Here is an 18,372-nt window from a genome sequence, read left to right on the forward strand (position 1 = left end):
CAGCGACTATCTAAAACATCAATGCGCGCTGGCGCCTGCCGCGCCGATGCCCGTCTCCGAACGCATTTGCTGCGCTTCGTAGCCGGCGCGGTCGATGCGCGCGCGGGGGCTCTTGTCGAGCACCGAGAACAGCCAGATGCCGACGAAGCCGGCCGTCATCGAGAACAGCGCCGGCGAGGCGTAAGGGAACAGCGCTTCGCCATGGCCGAGCACGTCGACCCACACGGACTTCGACACCACCGTCAGCGCGACGGCCGTGGTCAAGCCGAGGAAGCCGCCGATGGTGGCGCCCCGCGTCGTGCAATCCTTCCACAGCACCGACATGAACAGCACGGGGAAGTTGGCCGAAGCGGCAATGGCGAATGCCAGCGACACCATGAAGGCGATGTTCTGCTTTTCAAAGGCGATGCCCAGCACCACGGCGATAATGCCCAGCACGATCGTCGTCACGCGCGACACTTTCAATTCGTTGGCGCCCGTGGCCTTGCCCTTCTTGATGACGGTGGCGTACAGATCGTGCGACACGGCCGACGCGCCCGACAGGGTCAAGCCCGCCACGACAGCGAGGATGGTGGCGAACGCGACTGCCGACATGAAGCCGAGGAAGACGTTGCCGCCCACGGCCTTGGCCAGGTGTACGGCCGCCATGTTGTTACCGCCCAGCAGCTTGCCGGCAGCATCCTTGAACTCGGGATTGGTGCTCACCAGCACGATGGCACCAAAACCGATGATGAAGGTCAGGATGTAGAAATAAGCGATCCAGGTGGTGGCCCAGAACACGGATTTGCGCGCTTCCTTGGCGCTCGGCACCGTGAAGAAACGCATCAAAATGTGCGGCAGGCCGGCCGTGCCGAACATCAGCGCCATGCCGAACGAGATGGCCGAGATCGGGTCCTTGATGAAGGAACCTGGGCCCATGATGGCTTCCTTGGTGGCGTGCACGTCCACCGACTTGGCGAACAGCGCTTCCGGGCTGAAGTTGAATTGCGCCAGCACGGCAACGGCCATGAAGGTGGCGCCACCCAGCAGCATCACGGCCTTGATGATCTGCACCCAGGTGGTGGCCGTCATGCCGCCGAACAATACGTAAATCATCATCAATGTACCGACGAGGACGACGGCGATCCAGTATTCGAGGCCGAACAGCAGCTTGATCAACTGGCCCGCGCCCACCATCTGCGCGATCAGGTAGAACGCCACGACGACGAGGGTGCCGGACGCGGAAAAGATGCGGATCGGCGCCTGCTTGAAGCGGTAGGCGGCCACGTCGGCAAAGGTGAAGCGGCCCAGATTGCGCAGGCGCTCGGCCATCAAAAAGGTGATGACGGGCCAGCCGACGAGAAAGCCGATGGCGTAGATCAGGCCATCGTAGCCGTTCAGGAAGACGGCGGCGGAAATGCCGAGAAACGATGCGGCCGACATATAGTCGCCCGCGATGGCCAGGCCGTTCTGGAAGCCCGTGATGCCGCCGCCGGCCGTGTAGAAATCGGAGGCCGACTTGGTCTTCGCGGCCGCCCACTTGGTGACGAACAGGGTGAAGATGACGAAGGCGGCGAACATGATGATCGCCGTCCAGTTGGTCGGTTGCTTGACGGCCTGGCCCAGGTCGGCGCCGGCCGCGAACACGGCGTTGCTGGCACCCAGCAGGGCCAGGACGCTCAGGCAGGACACGCCGCGCAGCGCATGCTTGGCGGCGCTCATGCTTGCACCCGTGCCTGGATGGCGTTGCTCAGGTCGTCGAATTGCTTGTTGGCGCGGCGCACATAGATGCCGGTGACGAGCACGGTAAACACGATGACGAACAGGCCGATCGGCATGCCCCAGGTCATCACGCCGGCGCCCGTTTTCGTGGCCAGGAATTCCTTGTTGAAGGCGATGAGCAGGATGTAGCCGTAGTACACGAGCATCATCAGGCCCGTCAGCGCCCAGCCGAAGCGGGAACGCACCTTGACCAGCTGATGATAGCTGGGGTCGCTCTTGATTTTTTGAACCAGATCGTCATGCATTGTGTTGCCTCCTGTTATGTAAAAGCGTGCTCTTTTGTGCGAGCTTGGATTCACAGTACAGCGCGAGGCTTACCCGCCCCTTACGGCAGCGTTTTTTCTCGCGGAGACAACACAAGGCAGGAAGAAAAATCAGTTCAAGGCGGCAGCCGGTCCGAAGAATTCATGGTGCGTCTGCTGTTCCGGCACGCCCAGTTCGCGCAAGTACTGCTTGACGGCCCGCATGAATGGCTGCGGTCCCAGGAAATAGGCATCGACGTCGCGCGAGGCCGGCAGCCAGTTATTCAGCTGCTCTTTATCAAGCAAGCCGACGGCGTCCGGCGCGTGTTGTTCACCGCCATGTTCCGCATAGCAGTAATAGCGCTGCAGCTGCGGGTGCTGCGCGGCCAGTTCGTCGATCTGCGCGCGAAACGCATGCACGCCGTGGTTGCGCGCCGCGTGGATGAAGTGCACGGGACGCTTGCCGCGCAGGGCCGCCGTCAGCATGGCCAGGGTCGGCGTGATGCCCACGCCGCCGCTGATCAGCACCAGCGGTTTGTCGCTGTCTTTCAGCACAAAGTCGCCCGATGGCGGCGTCAGCTGTACGGTGTCGCCCGCCTGCACGTGGTCGTGGAAATGGTTCGACACCTTGCCGCCCGATTCGCGCTTGACGCTGATGCGGTAGGTCTGGCCATTGCTGGCGGCCGACAGCGAGTACTGGCGGCGCATGGGCACGCCATCGACGTTGACCAGCACGCCGATATACTGGCCTGGCGCGAAGTCCAGCACGGGCTGGCCATCGGCGGGCGCCAGCAGGAAGGACGTGATCTCGCCGCTTTCCACCGTCTTGCTGCGCACGGTAAAGTCGCGCGCGCCGCTCCAGCCGCCCGGCGCGGCCGCCTGCGCCTTGTAGATGCGCCCTTCTTCGCCGGCCAGGATGTCGGCCAGCTGGCCGTAGGCCGCGCCCCAGGCGTCGATGACGGCGTCGCTGGCGACCTCTGCGCCCAGCACTTCGCGTATCGCCTGCAGCAGGCTGGCACCGACGAGCGGATAGTGCTCGGCACGGATTTGCAAGGCCACGTGCTTGTTGACGATGGTGGCCACGAGGTCGCCCAGCGCGGCAAGCTTGTCGATATTCTTGGCATACATCAGCACGCCATTGGCCAGCGCGCGCTGCTGGTCGCCGCTGTGCTGGTGCGCCTGGTTAAAGTACGGCAGCACTTCCGGATGGTCGCGGAACAGGTTCTTGTAGAAGTGGCGCGTCAGCGCTTCGCCGCCTTGCTCGAGGATGGGCACGGTGGCCGTGATGATGGCGCGTTGTTCTTGGGTCAGCATGTAAAACTCCTGTGGGGATATGGGGAAGCGGTCTCAGGCCAGCGTCTCTACAGCTGGGTATAACTCATGGTCTTCGCGGCGCATGCGCTGGAACAGCGCGTGCAGCACGGTATTGGCTTCGCTGCGGAAGACTTCCGGTTCCGCTTCCAGGCGCACGGGCGTATTCCAGCGGCCGGCGAAATCGAGGTAGGCGCCGGCGATGCCATGCATTTCGTTCTCGTACTGGCGCCCCAGCTGGGCCACCTTGGCCACGCCGGACGCTTGCGCGGCCGGATACAGGTAGCGCTGCTCGACGGCCAGGTGCAGCTTGATCAGGCCGCTCATGGCGATGATCTGTTCGGCAATCGCCTGCGCCTGCGCGGCCACACCGCCGCGCGCCAGCTGGCGCAAGTCATCTATGGCGGCCAGGATGGCCAGGTGCTGCTGTTTGAATTTGTCGATATTCATGGCGTTTTTCTCTTGTTGAGTGCTGCCAGTGTAGCGGAATTCATTTAAACATGCAAACTACATGCATCTTTGATTTATAAAAGTATCGGACGGAAATGCCGAGCTATTGCACCACTATGTGCGGCACAGAACACAAGCTTCCGCGATGCCTGCCTATAATTTGCTCATCACAGCGCGGGCCCGTTTGCGGCCGTGCCGCACCCTCCACTCCAGCCAAGGATGAGCATGAAAAACAAAACGGGCACGGGCCAGGCGCAGCAACTGGCCGCCATCATCAACGAACACCACACGGAACTGCTGGACGGCTGGATGGCCGGCCTGATCGCCCGCCTGGTGCGTCGTGACAAGATCGCGGAAAACGAGCTGCGCCAGCAGGCATCGCAATTCCTGCCGCTGCTGGCGGGCGCGCTGGAAAACGGCGACTCGTTCGACATCGAAGGCGGCACCTGGGACGATACGCGCCAGCTGATCGCGGAAATATCGCAGTCGCGCGTGCGCCAGGGATATTCGCCGATCGACACAGCCAGCTTCATGTTCTCCCTCAAGGAGCCGCTGTTCGGCTACCTGCGCAAGGCGATCACGGCGCAGCCGGAGCAGCTGGGTGACGCCATCGTCAGCACCAGCAAATTGTTCGACGAACTGGGCCTGCTGACCATCGCCATCTACCAGAAGGCGCGCGAACAGGTGATTCTGCGCCAGCAGCAGGAATTGCTGGAACTGTCCACACCCGTGGTGCAGCTGTGGCAAAACGTGCTGGCCCTGCCCCTGATCGGCACGCTCGACAGCGCGCGCACGCAGGTGGTGATGGAAAGCCTGCTGCAAAAGATCGTCGATACGGGTGCGCTGATCGCCATCATCGACATCACGGGCGTGCCCACCGTCGACACTCTGGTGGCGCAGCACCTGCTGAAAACCATCGCCGCCGCGCGCCTGATGGGCGCCGACTGCATCATCAGCGGCATCCGCCCGCAGATCGCGCAAACCATCGTGCACCTGGGCGTCAACCTGGAAGACGTGATGACCAAGGCCACCCTGGCCGACGCCTTCGTCGTGGCCCTGAAACGCACGGGTTCCAGCATCAGCTACCAGCAGCAATCACACTGAGGAGCCTATGGAAAGAATCCCCATTTTACGCATGGGCCGTCTGCTGCTGGTGACGATACAGGTGGACATGCACGACCGCCTGGCGATGACCTTGCAGGACGACCTGACCACCCGCATCGTGACGGACCGTGCCACGGGCGTGCTGATCGACATTTCCGCGCTCGACATCGTCGACTCCTTCATCGGCCGCATGATCAGCAACACGGCGGCGATGGCGAAAATCCTCGACGCGCGCACCGTCGTCGTCGGCATGCAGCCAGCCGTCGCCATCACCCTGGTGGAACTGGGGCTGACCCTGGAAGGCGTGAGCACGGCGCTCAACGTGGAGCTGGGCATCAAGATGCTGGAACGGGGCGGCGCATGCGCATGACGGGGGCGCCATGCTAGGCGCGCAGGCACAGGAGCGGACGCAGGCGGGAGGGCCGCAGACGCAGCAGATCCTGCCTTTGCACAGCGACGAAGACGTCGTGCGCTTGCGCAAGCAGGTGCGCGACAGCATGGTCGCCATGGGGTTTGGCCTGATCGAGCAAACCAAGATCATCACGGCGGCCAGCGAGTTGGCGCGCAACACCCTGCGCTACGGCGGCGGCGGCGAAGCGCGCATCGCGCGCGTCTGCGATGGCGCGCGGCAGGGACTGGAGCTGCGCTTTGTCGATGCGGGACCGGGCATCGACGATATTCCCCTGGCGCTGACCGATGGCTACACCAGCGGCGGCGGACTGGGACTGGGGCTGGGTGGCGCCAAGCGCCTGGCCGACGCATTTCACATCGACACGGCGCCCGGCGCGGGCACCACCGTCACCATCGCGAAATGGAAGCTGTTTTGAACCACCAGGAACCACAGCCTGACATTCTCAGGCAAAGAAGTTTTCCCATCGGCGAACCGAGCGAGATCGCCGCGGCCCGCCGCGCCGGCAACGAATTGGCGCGCCGCATCGGCTTCGACGACGTGCGCACGGGCCAGCTGGCCATCATCATCAGCGAAGCGGCGACCAACATCATCAAGCACGCGCAGCGCGGCGAAATCCTGCTGCGCAAGGTGCTGCGAGGCGGCACCAGCGGCATTGAAATGCTGGCCATCGACAACGGCCCCGGCATGGCCAATGTGCGCCAGCACATGGCCGATGGCCATTCCACCACGGGCACCTACGGCGTGGGGCTGGGCGCGATACGCCGCCTGAGCCAGGAATTCGACCTGTACACGGCGCCCGGCAAGGGCACGGTGCTGATGGTGGTGGTCTGGGGGCAGCACGCCAGCAGCGCCATCCCCGCCCATCCGAACTGGCGCATCGGCGCCGTGTGCCTGCCGCTGGCCTCGGAACAGGTGTGCGGCGACGCATGGAACGTGGTCTGCGAAGGCCATGAACTGAGCCTGATGGTGGCCGATGGCCTGGGCCACGGCCCGCTGGCGGCGCGCGCCTCGGAACGCGCCAGCGCCCTGCTGGAAACCGACACGCCCGGCTTGCCGCCCCTGCCCGCCCCCTTCATCGAACTGGCCCACGGCGCCCTGCGCACGACGCGCGGCGCGGCCATGGCCGTGGCGCATATCGACAGCGCGCGCCGCGAATTGCGCTATGCGGGCGTGGGCAATATCGCCGCCTGCGCCTTCGATGCGCAGCAGCGCCGGCATCTGCTGTCGCATAACGGCATCGTCGGCAGCAACCTGCGCAAGGTGCAAGAGTTCTGCTATCCGTGGCAGCTGGGCACGACCTTGATCATGCACTCGGACGGCTTGCACACGCGCTGGGACCTGGAACAGTATCCGGGCCTGGCGCAATGCCACCCCAGCCTCGTCGCCGCCGTGCTGTACCGCGATTTTGCGCGCGGGCGCGACGACGTCACGGTGGTGGTGCTGCGCGAACATGAGGAATGCCAGGCCGTCACCGCGGAAAGGAGCGAAACAGCATGACGCAACGCATATTGACGGCCCATATCGGCAGCGAACTCGATGTGGTGGGCGCTCGCCAGCGCGCGCGGCAGATCGCCGCCCTGTGCGGCTTCGGCGTGCAGGACCAGGTGCGCATCGCCACGGCCGTGTCGGAACTGGCGCGCAACGTCTATAACTACGCCGGCAGCGGCAAGGTGCATTTCGCCATCGATGGCCAGACGGCGCCGCAGGTGCTCAGCATCCGCATCGAGGACCAGGGCCCCGGCATCGCGCAGCTCGACAAGATATTGGCCGGCACCTACCGCTCGCCCACGGGCATGGGCCTGGGCATCCTGGGCGCCCAGCGCCTGATGGACCGCTGCCATATCCACAGCACGCCCGGCGAAGGCACGCAGATCACGCTGCACAAACTGTTCCCGCGCGACGCGCGCCTGCTCGACGGGAGCATGATCGGCACGCTGTCCGGCAGCCTGCAGGCGCTGCCTTCGGATATCACGCTGTCCGAAGTGCAGCAACAGAACCGCGAGCTTTTGACCACCCTGGCCGAACTGAAGACGCGCCAGGACGACCTGCTGCAGCTGACGCGCGAACTGGAAGACACCAACCGCGGTGTGGTGGCGCTGTTCGCGGAACTCGACGAAAAAGCCGACCACCTGCGCCGCGCCGACCAGATGAAATCGCGCTTCCTGTCGAACATGAGCCATGAATTCCGCACCCCGCTCAGCTCCATCCGCGCCCTGTCCAAGCTGCTGCTCGACCGCATCGACGGCGAGCTGTCGGAAGAACAGGAAAAGCAGGTGATGTTCATCCTGCAAAGCGCCGTCAGCCTGAGCGACCTGGTCAACGACCTGCTGGACCTGGCCAAGATCGAAGCGGGCAAGGTCGACGTGCACGCCAACAGCTTCCAGGTGGCCGACCTGTTCAGCGCCCTACGCGGCATGCTGCGCCCGCTGCTGGTGTCCGATACGCTCACCCTGACCTTCATCGACCCCGACCCGGCGCTGCACATCCACACGGATGAAGGCAAGCTGTCGCAAATCCTGCGCAATTTCATCTCCAACGCCCTCAAATTCACCGAGGCCGGCGCCATCGTCGTCAGCGCCACGCCCTTGCCGGAGCAGGACGCCATCCGCTTTTCCGTCTCCGACACGGGCCTGGGCATCGATGCCGAAGACGTGCAGCTGATCTTCGAGGAATTCAGCCAGGTGGAAAACCACATGCAGCGCAAGGTCAAGGGCACGGGCCTGGGCCTGCCCCTGTGCCGCAACCTGGCCACCTTGCTCAATGGCACGGTGTCCGTGGAAAGCACGCCGGGCCGCGGTTCGCTGTTTTCCGTCGTCCTGCCCACCAGCTACCATGCGCCCGAAGGCAGCCTGCCGCCATGCGCGCCGGCCAACGACAATGGCAACGACCAGCGCGTCGCCGTGCTGGTGGTGGAAGACAATCCGCCCGTGCGCCTGCTGTATGAAAAATTTTTGGCCGGCAGCGAATTTCGCGTAGTTCCCGCGCGCAGCGTGCGCGAAGCGCAGGAGCGCTGGGAACAGCAGCGCCCCGCCGCCGTCATCCTCGACATCCTGCTGCACGGCGAAACGGCCTGGCACTGGCTGGCCGAGCTGAAAAACGACCCGCTGCGGCGCCAGGTGCCCGTCATCGTCGCCACCGAGATCGACGATGTGCGCAAGGGCCTGGCCCTGGGCGCCGAGGCCTACTACATCAAGCCGCTGTCGCGCCAGCAATTGCTGGCGACCCTGCGCGCGCTGATCGGCAACACACATCACCGGCAGGAGCCGGCTCCGCCGCAAGGCACAACCATATGGGACAATGCGCATGCTACCGGATAACAACAGCGATGCTCTGATCCTGAACGTCGATGACAGCGACGGCGCACGCTACGCCAAATCGCGCATCCTCAAACGCGCCGGCTTCAAGGTCATCGAAGCGTCGAACGGCGGCGACGCGTTGCTGCGCGCCCGCCAGGACCGCCCCAACCTGATCCTCCTCGACGTCAAGCTGCCCGACATCAACGGCCTGGAAGTGTGCCGCCAACTGAAGGGCGGCGCCGAGACGAACACCATCCTGGTGCTGCAGACGTCCGCTTCCTGCATCGGCACGGCCGACAAGATCCGCGCCCTCGACGGCGGCGCCGACAATTACCTGGTCGAGCCGATCGAGGCCGATGAACTGATCGCCAACGTCAAGGCGCTGCTGCGCCTGGGAAGAGTCGAGCGCGCGCTGCGCGACGTGGACCGCCGCAAGGATGAATTCCTGGCCACCCTGGCGCACGAATTGCGCAACCCGCTGGGCCCCATCCGCACGGCGCTGGCCCTGCTGTGCAAGCTCGACCCCGTCGTGCCGGCCGTGCAGGACAACGCGCGCCGCACCATCGGGCGGCACACCGACCACCTGGTGCGCCTGGTCGACGACCTGCTCGACGTGTCGCGCATCTCGCAGGGCAAAATCTCGCTGCAATGGGAAAGCGTGAGCCTGGCCAGCGTGATCCGCAGCGCGCTGGAAACGAGCTCGCACAGCGTCGAAGCGCGCGGCCATGCGCTGGACGTGAACCTGCCCAAGGAAGAACTGTGGGTCTGCGGCGACGCCGTGCGCCTGTCGCAGATCGTCGCCAACCTGCTGCTCAACGCGGCCAAGTTCACGGCGCCGGGCGGGCGCATCGCCATCACCGCCGTGCGCGAAGGAGACAACGTGCGCATCCGCCTGAGCGACAACGGCATCGGCATCGCCGCCGCCAGCATCGACAGCATCTTCGGCCTGTTCGAGCAGAGCGGCCATTCGCCCGACCGGGTGCAGGACGGCCTGGGCATCGGCCTGTCGCTGGTGCGCAACCTGGTGACCTTGCATGGCGGCCAGGTCAGCGTGCACAGCCCCGGCGTGGGACTGGGCAGCACCTTCGAAGTCATCCTGCCGCTCGACGCCAACCTGCCGCAGCCGGCCGCGCCAGTGCCGGAAGCGGCCGCCGGCGGCAGCCAGCGCATCCTCGTCGTCGACGACAACTGCGATGCGGCCGACACCCTGGCCGAATTGCTGGAAATGTACGGCCACACGGTGCGCACAGCCTACACGGGCACGCAGGCGACCGAGCGCACCCTGGAATTCAAGCCCGACATCGTCTTTCTCGACATCGGCCTGCCCGACATGAGCGGCTACGACGTGGCCGTCAAAATGCGCCAGCTGCCGATACCGCAGCAGTTCCTGCTCGTGGCGCTGACCGGCTATGGCCAGGAACACGACCGGCAGGCGGCCCTGGCATCGGGTTTCAATGAACACTTCGCCAAGCCTGTCGATTTCGGCAAGCTGGCCATGCTGGGACTGCATATCGCACCGTGAGCGCGGTGGCGGCTGCGTGTTGCCAGGGCGTCCGCTATAATCGGCGGCCGCCTCACCACTGGAATCACGCCATGAAAACCCGCACGCCGCTGCTGCGCATCACCATGATACTGGGCGCCCTGCACGCCCTGCTGGGCTGGCTGCTGCTGCCTGCCCTGCCTGTCGGTCTGGCCGGCTGGCTGCTGGGCGGCGCCGTCTTGCTGGCCTCGACCATGCTCATGCCGATGACCATCTTCGCCCGCGCCGTCACCAACGATGCGCGCCTGGCCGACCGTTTGAGCTGGGCCGGCTCGCTGTGCATGGGCTTTTTTTCCTCGCTGTTCGTGCTGACCGTGCTGCGCGAGTTGCTGATGCTGATTCCCGCCGCCCGCACGCACGCGCAGGCGTCCGCCGTGCTTGTGCTGCTCCTGGCCCTGCTGGCCGCCGCCATCGGTTTCGTCAACGCCCGCAGGGTGGCGCGCGTGCGCGAAGTGACGGTGCCCATCGCCGGCCTGCCGGCCGCCTTGCACGGTTTGACCATCGTGCAGCTGAGCGACATCCACGTGGGCGCCACCATCAAGCGCGCCTACGTGGAAGCCATCGTCGCGCGCGCCAACGGCCTGCAAGCGGACATCATCGCCATCACGGGCGACGTGGTCGACGGCACGGTGACGCAATTGGGCAGCCATACGGCGCCGCTGGGCGAGCTGCGCGCGCGCCATGGCGTCTTCCTCGTCACGGGCAACCACGAATACTATTCGGGCGCCGCACCGTGGGTGGCGGAGTTCCGCCGCCTGGGCTTGCGCGTACTGATGAACGAGCACACGGTGCTCGAACACGACGGCGCGCGCCTGGCCCTGGCCGGCGTCACCGATTTCAACGCGGCCAGTTTCGACCCTGCTCAGAAAAGCGACCCGCAAGCGGCCATCTCCGGCGCACCCGCCGATATCCCCCGCATTCTGCTGGCACACCAGCCGCGCAGCGCGCCCGAAGCCGAAGCGGCCGGCTACGACCTGCAACTGTCGGGCCACACGCACGGCGGACAATTCTGGCCCTGGAATCTGTTCGTGCCGCTGCAGCAGCCCTATGTGGCGGGCCTGCACCGGCAAGGCCGTTTGTGGATTTACGTGAGCCGCGGTACCGGTTACTGGGGGCCGCCGAAGCGCATCGGCGCGCCGGCGGAAATCACGAGACTGAGGCTGGTGGCGGCGTAGAACCTAGTCCGCCCAGCTGGCCATCCACGCCGCGAAACGCGCCACCACGGCCGGCGGATTCAAGCGTTCCATCGCGCCTTCCACCTGCTCACTGTCGCTGACCTCGAACAGCAGCACGAATTCGTCGCGCTGCGCGCCCGCGCCAAAACAGCCTTCGGCATCGAGCTGCGCCAGCGCCGCGATGCAGGCGTCGAACACGCCGCTGCGGAAGGTGTCGAAATCGACGTCGAACGGCAAATCGCGGTGCGCCTGCAGCAGCAATCGGTAGGCGCTGTCGAAATACGCGACCCCGTCATCAAACGCCCATTCGGCCGGATTCCACAACATCTCTTCACCATATTCCGAGGCGGCCAGCGCTTCGCGGCTGTTGGCCGCCGGGCCGATGGTCATGGCGCTGTCGTCGCTGACGAGCGCAAAAGCGTCGATGTGCTGATCGGGATGCAGACGGCGCACGGCAGCGAAAGCACGGCGCGCGGCGTCCGCCACCAGGGTGTGCAGCAGAGCGAAATCAAAGACGGCCGGGTCGATGAGCATGGCGCGCGCCAGGGTATAACCATCGGTCTGCGCAGCCTGGCACCGGGCGGCGTAGGCGGCCTGCGCCTCGGATACGCTGGCGTACTGTGCACGCGTCTCTTCGCCCCAGGTCATGGCCGCGCCGCTGGCCGTCCACACGGTCGTGCCAAAGACACGCGCTTCCTGGAAGCGGGCTGGCTGATCGTTTTCAAAGATATAAAACAGGCTGTAGTTATCAGGCATACGATTTTTCATCGGTTAATCGGGCCGCATCTGCGCGGCGAAATCGCGCTGGCGGAACTGCTCCAGCAAAAAATCGACGAACACGCGCGTCTTTGCGGGCAGCAGCTTCTTGCTCGGATAGTACACGGACAGAGGACCGGAATCGGCATGCCAGCCGGGCAGCAGCCGGACCAGGGCGCCGCTGCGCAAATGGGCCAGCGCATGCGGCATGGGCAGCAGCGCCACGCCAACGCCGAGAATAGCCGCCTGCGCCATCGCTTCCGGATCGTCGAAGATGGCGCGCGGACGGTATTCGGCCACGCCTTCGCCGCCCACGCCGTCGCGCAGTATCCAGCTGCGCAATCTGCCGCTGCCGGCCGAGCGGCGCGCCACGCCGTCGAATTGGGCCAGATCCGAAGGATGCACGGGCATGGTTTTGCCCCGCATGAAGGCGGGCGACGCCGTGGCGACGATGTGGGCGTGGCCCAGTTCGCGCGCCACCACGCCCGGCGTCAATTCGATGCCACCGCCGATGGCCACGTCAAAACCTTCGCCGATCAGGTCCACTTGCCTGTTGTCGAAATGGCAGTCGGGGATGACGCCAGGGTAGCGGGCGATGAAGTCGCCCAGCAGCGGCACCACGTAGCTGCGCCCGAACGATGGCGCCATGCTGATTTTCAGTATGCCGGCCGGCTGGCCGCCCTCTTCGGCCACGCCGGCGATCGCTTCGCGCAAGGTGGACAGGGCGCCGCCTATCTGCTGCAGGAAACGTTCGCCCCCTTCCGTCAAGGTCAGCCGGCGCGTGCTGCGCTGGAACAGCCGCAGCCCCAGGCTCGCTTCCAGCCGCGCCACGTTCTTGCTGACGGCGGCCGGCGTCAGCCCCAGGCGGCGCGCGGCTGCCGAAAAGCTGCCCAGCTCGGCAGACAGCACAAACGATTGCAAGTGATTGAGGGCGTCCATGCCTGTATTCTACCCGCTCATTTGATACTCAAGGTTGAAAGTGATTGTAGCGATTCATGGCTAGCGCGGCAGGAATGAAAGGCAGATACTGAATTCCTCGACTCCCCACTCAGAAAGCTCATCATGCAAACCCAAGCCACCACCAGCACCTCTTTGCCACTGCAAGACAAGATCGCGTTCGTGACGGGCGGCTCGCGCGGCATCGGCGCCGCCATCGTGCGCCGCCTTGCCAGCCAGGGCGCCAACGTCGTCTTCACCTATCAAAGTTCCGCCGCCGAAGCGCAGGCGCTGGCCGCCAAGGTGGAAGCGGCCGGCGGCAAGGCCTTGGGCGTGCAGGCCGATGCGGCCAACGCCACCGCCCTGACGGCCGCCATAGCCAAGGTGGCGGCGCAGTTTGGCCGTGTCGACATCCTCGTCAACAATGCGGGCGTCTTCCTGCCCGGCGCCATCGACGACTTTTCGCTGGAAGACTTCGACAAGACCTTGAACGTCAACGTGCGCGCCGTCTTCGTCGCCATCAAGGCGGCCGTGGCGCACATGCCCACGGGCGGGCGCATCATCAACATCGGCAGCACGAATGCGCACCGCATGCCGTTCGGCGGCGCGGCCGCCTACGCCATGAGCAAGTCGGCGCTGAGCGGCCTGACGCAAGGCCTGTCGCGCGACCTGGGCCCGCGCGGCATCACCATCAACAACGTGGAACCGGGCCCCGTCGCCACGGACATGAATCCGCCGACGGGCGACTTCGCCGACCTGATGCACGGCCTGATGGCCCTGCCCCGCCACGGCACGGCCGATGAAATCGCCGGCATGGTCGCTTACCTGGCCAGCGCGGAAGCGGCGTTCGTCACGGGCGCGGGACTGAAGATCGATGGTGGTTTTGCCGCCTGATCGAGTCCGAACATCAGCGAGCGGTGCGCCGCCACGCCCGCCATGGCGCCATCGGCCACCGCAAACGCCACGCTGCCGGCCATGCGGCCCGCGTCACCGCAGCAAAAGACACCAGGCACGCTGCTGGCCTTTTGCTCGTCGGTGCGCACGAACGGTCCCATGGGCCCATCTTCCAGCGCGCAGCCCAATTCGCCGGCCAGGGAACTGGCCAGGCGGGTGCGGGTCGCCACGAACAGGCCGGCCATCGCGTGGCGGCTGCCGTCCGCCGTGACCACGTCGGCCACCGCGTCGATCCGCGCCACTGGCGTGCGCACCAAAGTTACGCCGCGTGCCTCCAGTTGCGCCAGCTGCGCCGCATCGGGCTCGAACGCGCCATTGAGGAAAAAAGTGACCGTGCCCCAGTCGGGCAGCATCAAGGCATGGTGCATGGACAAGGGGCCGGTGGCCAGCACGCCGATGGCGCCCTGCTCCAGTTCATAGCCGTGGCAATACGGGCAGTGAAAGACGCTGCCGCCCCAGCGCTCGGCCAGGCCGTCGACGGGCGGCAGTTCGTCGATCACGCCGGTGGCCAGCACGAGGCGGCGGCCGTGGACGACATGGCCATCCGCCAGGGTCACATCAAAACCATCGCCATCGCCATCGCCGCTGGCCGCCGCCTGCACGGCCATGCCGTCCAGCCAGGTGACGGTGGCATACGCCATCAGCTGCGCCTTGCCTTCGGCCGCGATGGCGGCCGTGCCGCTGCCGTCCTGGGTCAGGAAACCGTGGGAATGGCTGGCGTAGCGGTTACGGCGCTGGCCGCCGTCGATCACCAGCACGCGGCGGCGGGCGCGCGCCAGTTGCGTGGCGGCGGACAGGCCCGCGTAGCTGCCGCCGATGATGATGGCATCGAACGGAATGCCAGGCGATTCAGGAATGTGCATGCGGTGCTCCTTTGTGTGTGGCGTATTGTTGGCTGAAACGGTCGGCCAGGTCGGCCAGGGTGACGGCGCCAAGGCGCCGGATCAGCAGCGCCTCGGCTTCGTCGAAGGCGCCGGCCAGCGACTGGTTGACCACCTGCTCGACCAGGCAGCCCGGCTGATCGACGCGGTTGCCCATGGCGAAGATGGTGGGCGATCCCACGGCCACGTAGATATCTTGCAGGGTTACCTTGTGCAGGTCGCAGACGATGCGCCAGCCGCCGCCATGGCCCTTGTCCGACGCCACGTAGCCGCGCTCGCGCAGGCCGGCCATCACGCGCCGCACCAGCACGGGGTTGGTGTCCAGGTAGCCGGAGAGTTCCTCGGACGTCATCGGGCGTCCCGCATGGGCCATGTGCAGCAGCACATGGAGGATCGATGATAGTTTGCTGTCGCGTCTCATGTAACTAATGATAGTACATAATTCACGCAAATGCAAACCAGTTGCAAAATCCTGCATAAAAAAAGGGTCAGACCTTGTCGGGTCTGACCCCAGCCTTTGCTTCAGGGTGTCTTTTTACGCTGTCGATGTTTCCTTGCTCCGCCGTCCCCGCCACCACAGCAGCAAGGCCAGCAGCACCAGCACGCCGACGATGATGCCCGCGCGGGCCAGGCCGATCAGGTTCGACGGCGCGCCGCCATTGCGCAAGGTCGTCACCTGCTCCGCCGTCACCTTGATGGCGGGATTGCCGTACATCCGCTGCACGTAATTGCCGAGGGTGACGATCTGCTCGTCCGACAGGGTCTGGCGAAACGCCGGCATCAGGTGGCCGGCATGGCTACCCTTGCCGTCCTGCCGTTCCACGCCATCGAGGATGGCCATCACCAGGTTGTTGCTGTTGCTGCGGCCCGTCGCCGAGTTGTGGAACAGGGGCGGCAAGCCGCCGTCGAAACTGCCCTCGCCCTTCGCCTGGTGGCAGCTGGCGCACTGCGCATCGTAGAGCTGCGCACCCGACATCGTGTTCAGGTTTTGCGGCAGCGGCACGCCGCGGATGCTGCTCAACTCGTCGCCCGCCTTGCCCCATTGCGTTACCGGTTTCACGTCCGCCTTGTCGCGGATGGCGGGCACGCTCTTGATGTAGTGCGCGATGGCGTTCAAGTCCGCGTCGCTCAGATGCTTGAGGCTATGGTCGATGGCTTCGGCCATCGGTCCGGCCGCCTGCCCCCGGTGCGCGGCGCGGCCCGTGCGCAGGTAGCCGGCCAGGTCTTGCTGGCTCCAGCTGCCGATGCCGCTGTTGACGTCCGACGTGATGTTCGGCGCGTACCAGGTGCCCAGGTTGGCGCCGCCCAGCTCCTTCGACAGCTGCTCGGCCATCAACGCATTGCGCGGCGTGTGGCACGTGGTGCAGTGGGCCAGGCCTTGCGCCAGGTAGGCGCCGCGGTTCCATTCCATGCTTTTCGACGCATCGGCCACGAACGGTTTTTTATCGAGGAAGAGCAGATTCCAGCCCGCCATCGACAAACGGATATTGAACGGGAACGGCAAGTCCGTCTTTTGCGCCGGCGCCGTGTCCACCGCCGCCACGCCATGCATGAAGTAGGCGTACAGGGCGGCCGTGTCGTCATCCGTTACCTTGGCGTAGGCCGTATAGGGCATGGCCGGGTACAGGTGTGCGCCATCGGCCCGCACGCCATGGCGCACGGCGGCGGAAAACTGCGCCAGCGTGTAGTTGCCGATGCCATGCGTTGTCGACGGCGTGATGTTGGTGGCGACGATGGCGCCCAGCGGCGTGGCCAGGGCCAGGCCACCCGCCATCGGCTTCCCGCCAGGCACGCTGTGGCAGGCGATGCAGTCGCCGGCCGTGGCCAGGTAGCGGCCACGTTCGATCGCCTGCACGTCCGCGCCCGGCGCTTGCGCCGCCAGCACGGGCAAGGCCAGGGACAGCAAGGCGGCGCCGGCCGCCAGTCTGAAGATCGCCATCATGCCGTGCCTCCCTGTTGTTCGTCGAGGATATGCTTGACGGTGCGCAGGGCCACGGCCAGGCCGTTTTCCGTCGAATTGCAGGTGCCGGACGTGGGCAGCACACCCGTGCTGCACAGGAACAGGTTGGCGTGGTCGAAGGTGCGGCCCCACTGGTCGCACACGGCCTTGGCCGGGTCGGAACCCATCGACAGGGTGCCGCAGATGTGCTGGTTGTTGGCGAACACGCCTTCCTTGCTGTGACGCAGATTGGTGCCGCCCATCAGCTTGGCGATGCGCTCGAAATCCTGCTTCGAACGCTCGTGGCCCCGCTTGGTGTACTCGTCGATCGCGTAATGCGCCTGCGGCTTGGGAATGCCCATGGCATCTTTCTCGCTGCTGAGGGCGATGCGGTTTTCCCGGTTCGGCAGTACTTCCAGCACGTTTTTCAAGCTCATTTCACGCGCCGAGCGGAAACGCAGCTGCTGTTCGAATGCTTCGCCGAAGACGCCCTTGCCGATCAATTCCTTCGAGGCCCCGTCGACTCTCGAAATGTTCGTGAAATCCAGGCGGTACGGCGAATGCTGGCTGCGGAAATAGCCGTCGCGCATGGTGTTGATGGAATTGGGGCTTTGCGGGCCCCGGCCCAGCCACAGGTCCTCATCGGCGTCGAAGGTGATCGAGGTGCTCGGGTGATCCATCAGGTTGCGGCCCACCATGTCGCTGCTGTTGGCCAGGCCGTTCGGGTATTTGTCAGAAGCGGAAACGAGCAGCAAGCGGGGGCTTTCGATACCGTTGGCGGCCAGAATAAACGTCTTGGCCGTGACCCGGTGGCTCTTCTTGTCCACGTCGTAGTACAGGGCGGCCGTGATGCGGCCCTGCGCATCGTGTTCCAGCTTGTAGACGTTGGCGTTGCAGACGATCTTGACGCCCGCCGCTTCCGCCTGCAGCGCGGCGATGCCGCCATGGTATTGCGCGTCGATGGGGCAGATCGGCTGGCAGCTGTTATTGCCGCAGCAGGCCGGGCGGCCATCGTAGCTGACGCTGTTGCGCGCCACCGTGTTGCCAACGACCTTGAACGACGGGTCGAGGCGTTCGCGGATGCGGCGCATGGCGTACGGCTCCGTCACCGGGTCCATCGGGAATGGCTGCTTGCGCGGCGAACCCGTGTTCTCGGCACCCGAGACGCCCATGATCTCTTCCGCTTCCTGATAGAACGGCTCCAGGTCTTCATAGCTGATCGGCCAGTCGACACCCACGCCATACAGGGTATGGATGCGGAAGTCGTTCGGCACGTTGCGCCACGCCTGCGCGGCCCAATGCCACGAAGTGCCGCCGAACTGGCGGATGTATTCGGCCGGGTATGGGTACGGGCCGGCCTGCACCAGGTAGCCGTTGTCCTTCGGCTGGTAGATCGGGTGCGGCGCCGTGGCCACCGAGGGATATGGCGACATCCAGTCGCTGCGGCGCGTCGTGTTGCGGAAACGGGCGACGATTTCGCCGCGCGACACGCGCGGGCCCGCTTCCAGGATCAGCACCGAGGCGCCCGCCAGCGCGAGCTTGCGCGCGGCCAGGGAACCGATGATGCCGGAGCCGATCACGAGGTAATCGGCGGAGAGTTCTTCAGCCATGATGG

18 protein-coding genes are annotated in these 18,372 nt (G+C 65.4%); 8 read left to right on the forward strand and 10 right to left on the reverse strand.

Features of this window, described 5'->3' with window-relative positions; translation table 11 throughout:
- Nucleotides 1-18: 18 nt before the first annotated feature.
- The 4 genes from MRBLMS1_RS00905 to MRBLMS1_RS00920 form a co-directional block, all read right to left on the reverse strand.
- A complete protein-coding gene (locus tag MRBLMS1_RS00905; protein ID WP_128143068.1) occupies nucleotides 19-1,701 on the reverse strand; it encodes a cation acetate symporter in 1,683 nt (560 codons plus the stop codon).
- Nucleotides 1,698-2,006 carry a DUF485 domain-containing protein gene (locus MRBLMS1_RS00910; RefSeq protein ID WP_034755744.1) on the reverse strand — a complete coding sequence of 103 codons (309 nt, stop codon included), beginning with the start codon at nucleotides 2,004-2,006 and terminating at the stop codon, nucleotides 1,698-1,700. Before MRBLMS1_RS00910 ends, MRBLMS1_RS00905 begins: the two co-directional genes overlap by 4 nt.
- 129 nt (nucleotides 2,007-2,135) lie before the next feature.
- Complete coding sequence (gene hmpA / locus MRBLMS1_RS00915; protein ID WP_485877208.1) at nucleotides 2,136-3,317, reverse strand: NO-inducible flavohemoprotein; 1,182 nt, start codon at nucleotides 3,315-3,317, stop codon at nucleotides 2,136-2,138.
- Nucleotides 3,318-3,350: 33 nt separating this feature from the next.
- Nucleotides 3,351-3,764: a hemerythrin domain-containing protein gene (locus MRBLMS1_RS00920; protein ID WP_485877210.1), complete on the reverse strand. Its 414-nt coding sequence runs from the start codon at nucleotides 3,762-3,764 to the stop codon at nucleotides 3,351-3,353.
- A gap of 219 nt (nucleotides 3,765-3,983) precedes the next feature.
- Here MRBLMS1_RS00920 and MRBLMS1_RS00925 point away from each other — a divergent pair, with 219 nt between their 5' ends.
- From MRBLMS1_RS00925 to MRBLMS1_RS00955, 7 genes are all read left to right on the forward strand, one after another.
- Nucleotides 3,984-4,868, forward strand: coding sequence for an STAS domain-containing protein (locus MRBLMS1_RS00925; RefSeq protein ID WP_485877212.1), 885 nt, complete (start codon nucleotides 3,984-3,986; stop codon nucleotides 4,866-4,868).
- A 7-nt stretch (nucleotides 4,869-4,875) separates the two neighbouring features.
- A complete protein-coding gene (locus tag MRBLMS1_RS00930) occupies nucleotides 4,876-5,238 on the forward strand; it encodes an STAS domain-containing protein (protein WP_034755734.1) in 363 nt (120 codons plus the stop codon).
- 10 nt (nucleotides 5,239-5,248) lie between these two features.
- Nucleotides 5,249-5,695: an ATP-binding protein gene (locus MRBLMS1_RS00935; RefSeq protein ID WP_051991706.1), complete on the forward strand. Its 447-nt coding sequence runs from the start codon at nucleotides 5,249-5,251 to the stop codon at nucleotides 5,693-5,695.
- On the forward strand, nucleotides 5,692-6,777 hold the full coding sequence (locus MRBLMS1_RS00940; protein WP_485877215.1) for an ATP-binding SpoIIE family protein phosphatase: 1,086 nt from the start codon (nucleotides 5,692-5,694) through the stop codon (nucleotides 6,775-6,777). Before MRBLMS1_RS00935 ends, MRBLMS1_RS00940 begins: the two co-directional genes overlap by 4 nt.
- On the forward strand, nucleotides 6,774-8,597 hold the full coding sequence (locus MRBLMS1_RS00945) for an ATP-binding protein (RefSeq protein ID WP_128143064.1): 1,824 nt from the start codon (nucleotides 6,774-6,776) through the stop codon (nucleotides 8,595-8,597). The genes MRBLMS1_RS00940 and MRBLMS1_RS00945 overlap by 4 nt, the downstream gene beginning before the upstream one ends.
- Entirely contained in the window at nucleotides 8,584-10,098 is a 1,515-nt protein-coding gene (locus MRBLMS1_RS00950) for an ATP-binding response regulator (RefSeq protein WP_485877217.1), read from the forward strand. The genes MRBLMS1_RS00945 and MRBLMS1_RS00950 overlap by 14 nt, the downstream gene beginning before the upstream one ends.
- Nucleotides 10,099-10,169: 71 nt before the next feature.
- Nucleotides 10,170-11,291: a metallophosphoesterase gene (locus MRBLMS1_RS00955; RefSeq protein ID WP_485877218.1), complete on the forward strand. Its 1,122-nt coding sequence runs from the start codon at nucleotides 10,170-10,172 to the stop codon at nucleotides 11,289-11,291.
- 3 nt (nucleotides 11,292-11,294) lie between these two features.
- On the opposite strand, the gene MRBLMS1_RS00960 is transcribed toward MRBLMS1_RS00955, so the two are convergent.
- Together MRBLMS1_RS00960 and MRBLMS1_RS00965 are read right to left on the reverse strand one after the other, a co-directional pair.
- Complete coding sequence (locus MRBLMS1_RS00960) at nucleotides 11,295-12,047, reverse strand: DUF4303 domain-containing protein (protein WP_485877220.1); 753 nt, start codon at nucleotides 12,045-12,047, stop codon at nucleotides 11,295-11,297.
- A 15-nt stretch (nucleotides 12,048-12,062) separates the two neighbouring features.
- Nucleotides 12,063-12,986 carry a LysR family transcriptional regulator gene (locus MRBLMS1_RS00965; protein ID WP_485877221.1) on the reverse strand — a complete coding sequence of 308 codons (924 nt, stop codon included), beginning with the start codon at nucleotides 12,984-12,986 and terminating at the stop codon, nucleotides 12,063-12,065.
- A gap of 123 nt (nucleotides 12,987-13,109) precedes the next feature.
- Between MRBLMS1_RS00965 and MRBLMS1_RS00970 the strand changes: the two genes are divergently transcribed.
- Nucleotides 13,110-13,877 carry an SDR family oxidoreductase gene (locus MRBLMS1_RS00970; protein ID WP_485877223.1) on the forward strand — a complete coding sequence of 256 codons (768 nt, stop codon included), beginning with the start codon at nucleotides 13,110-13,112 and terminating at the stop codon, nucleotides 13,875-13,877.
- Here MRBLMS1_RS00970 and MRBLMS1_RS00975 read toward each other — a convergent pair.
- From MRBLMS1_RS00975 to MRBLMS1_RS00990, 4 genes are all read right to left on the reverse strand, one after another.
- Nucleotides 13,805-14,800: an NAD(P)/FAD-dependent oxidoreductase gene (locus tag MRBLMS1_RS00975; RefSeq protein WP_485877224.1), complete on the reverse strand. Its 996-nt coding sequence runs from the start codon at nucleotides 14,798-14,800 to the stop codon at nucleotides 13,805-13,807. The two genes, MRBLMS1_RS00970 and MRBLMS1_RS00975, sit on opposite strands and share 73 nt — an antisense overlap.
- Entirely contained in the window at nucleotides 14,787-15,239 is a 453-nt protein-coding gene (locus MRBLMS1_RS00980) for an RrF2 family transcriptional regulator (RefSeq protein ID WP_485877225.1), read from the reverse strand. The genes MRBLMS1_RS00975 and MRBLMS1_RS00980 overlap by 14 nt, the downstream gene beginning before the upstream one ends.
- Before the next feature lie 114 nt (nucleotides 15,240-15,353).
- Complete coding sequence (locus tag MRBLMS1_RS00985) at nucleotides 15,354-16,760, reverse strand: c-type cytochrome (protein ID WP_485877227.1); 1,407 nt, start codon at nucleotides 16,758-16,760, stop codon at nucleotides 15,354-15,356.
- On the reverse strand, nucleotides 16,757-18,367 hold the full coding sequence (locus MRBLMS1_RS00990; protein ID WP_485877229.1) for a GMC family oxidoreductase: 1,611 nt from the start codon (nucleotides 18,365-18,367) through the stop codon (nucleotides 16,757-16,759). The genes MRBLMS1_RS00985 and MRBLMS1_RS00990 overlap by 4 nt, the downstream gene beginning before the upstream one ends.
- Nucleotides 18,368-18,372: the final 5 nt, after the last annotated feature.

This window comes from Massilia sp. LMS1-1-1.1 (assembly GCF_040815535.1).
GTDB classification, from domain to species: Bacteria; Pseudomonadota; Gammaproteobacteria; order Burkholderiales; family Burkholderiaceae_D; genus Janthinobacterium; species Janthinobacterium aestuarii.

Coding starts and splice junctions, on each gene's coding strand:
- hmpA (WP_485877208.1), bottom strand. CDS start 3,317: ATGCTGACCCAAGAACAACGCGCCATCATCACGGCCACCGTGCCCATC.
- MRBLMS1_RS00950 (WP_485877217.1), top strand. CDS start 8,584: ATGCTACCGGATAACAACAGCGATGCTCTGATCCTGAACGTCGATGAC.
- MRBLMS1_RS00975 (WP_485877224.1), bottom strand. CDS start 14,800: ATGCACATTCCTGAATCGCCTGGCATTCCGTTCGATGCCATCATCATC.
- MRBLMS1_RS00985 (WP_485877227.1), bottom strand. CDS start 16,760: ATGATGGCGATCTTCAGACTGGCGGCCGGCGCCGCCTTGCTGTCCCTG.
- MRBLMS1_RS00945 (WP_128143064.1), top strand. CDS start 6,774: ATGACGCAACGCATATTGACGGCCCATATCGGCAGCGAACTCGATGTG.
- MRBLMS1_RS00965 (WP_485877221.1), bottom strand. CDS start 12,986: ATGGACGCCCTCAATCACTTGCAATCGTTTGTGCTGTCTGCCGAGCTG.
- MRBLMS1_RS00930 (WP_034755734.1), top strand. CDS start 4,876: ATGGAAAGAATCCCCATTTTACGCATGGGCCGTCTGCTGCTGGTGACG.
- MRBLMS1_RS00960 (WP_485877220.1), bottom strand. CDS start 12,047: ATGCCTGATAACTACAGCCTGTTTTATATCTTTGAAAACGATCAGCCA.
- MRBLMS1_RS00925 (WP_485877212.1), top strand. CDS start 3,984: ATGAGCATGAAAAACAAAACGGGCACGGGCCAGGCGCAGCAACTGGCC.
- MRBLMS1_RS00920 (WP_485877210.1), bottom strand. CDS start 3,764: ATGAATATCGACAAATTCAAACAGCAGCACCTGGCCATCCTGGCCGCC.
- MRBLMS1_RS00990 (WP_485877229.1), bottom strand. CDS start 18,367: ATGGCTGAAGAACTCTCCGCCGATTACCTCGTGATCGGCTCCGGCATC.
- MRBLMS1_RS00980 (WP_485877225.1), bottom strand. CDS start 15,239: ATGAGACGCGACAGCAAACTATCATCGATCCTCCATGTGCTGCTGCAC.
- MRBLMS1_RS00935 (WP_051991706.1), top strand. CDS start 5,249: ATGCTAGGCGCGCAGGCACAGGAGCGGACGCAGGCGGGAGGGCCGCAG.
- MRBLMS1_RS00910 (WP_034755744.1), bottom strand. CDS start 2,006: ATGCATGACGATCTGGTTCAAAAAATCAAGAGCGACCCCAGCTATCAT.
- MRBLMS1_RS00905 (WP_128143068.1), bottom strand. CDS start 1,701: ATGAGCGCCGCCAAGCATGCGCTGCGCGGCGTGTCCTGCCTGAGCGTC.
- MRBLMS1_RS00955 (WP_485877218.1), top strand. CDS start 10,170: ATGAAAACCCGCACGCCGCTGCTGCGCATCACCATGATACTGGGCGCC.
- MRBLMS1_RS00970 (WP_485877223.1), top strand. CDS start 13,110: ATGCAAACCCAAGCCACCACCAGCACCTCTTTGCCACTGCAAGACAAG.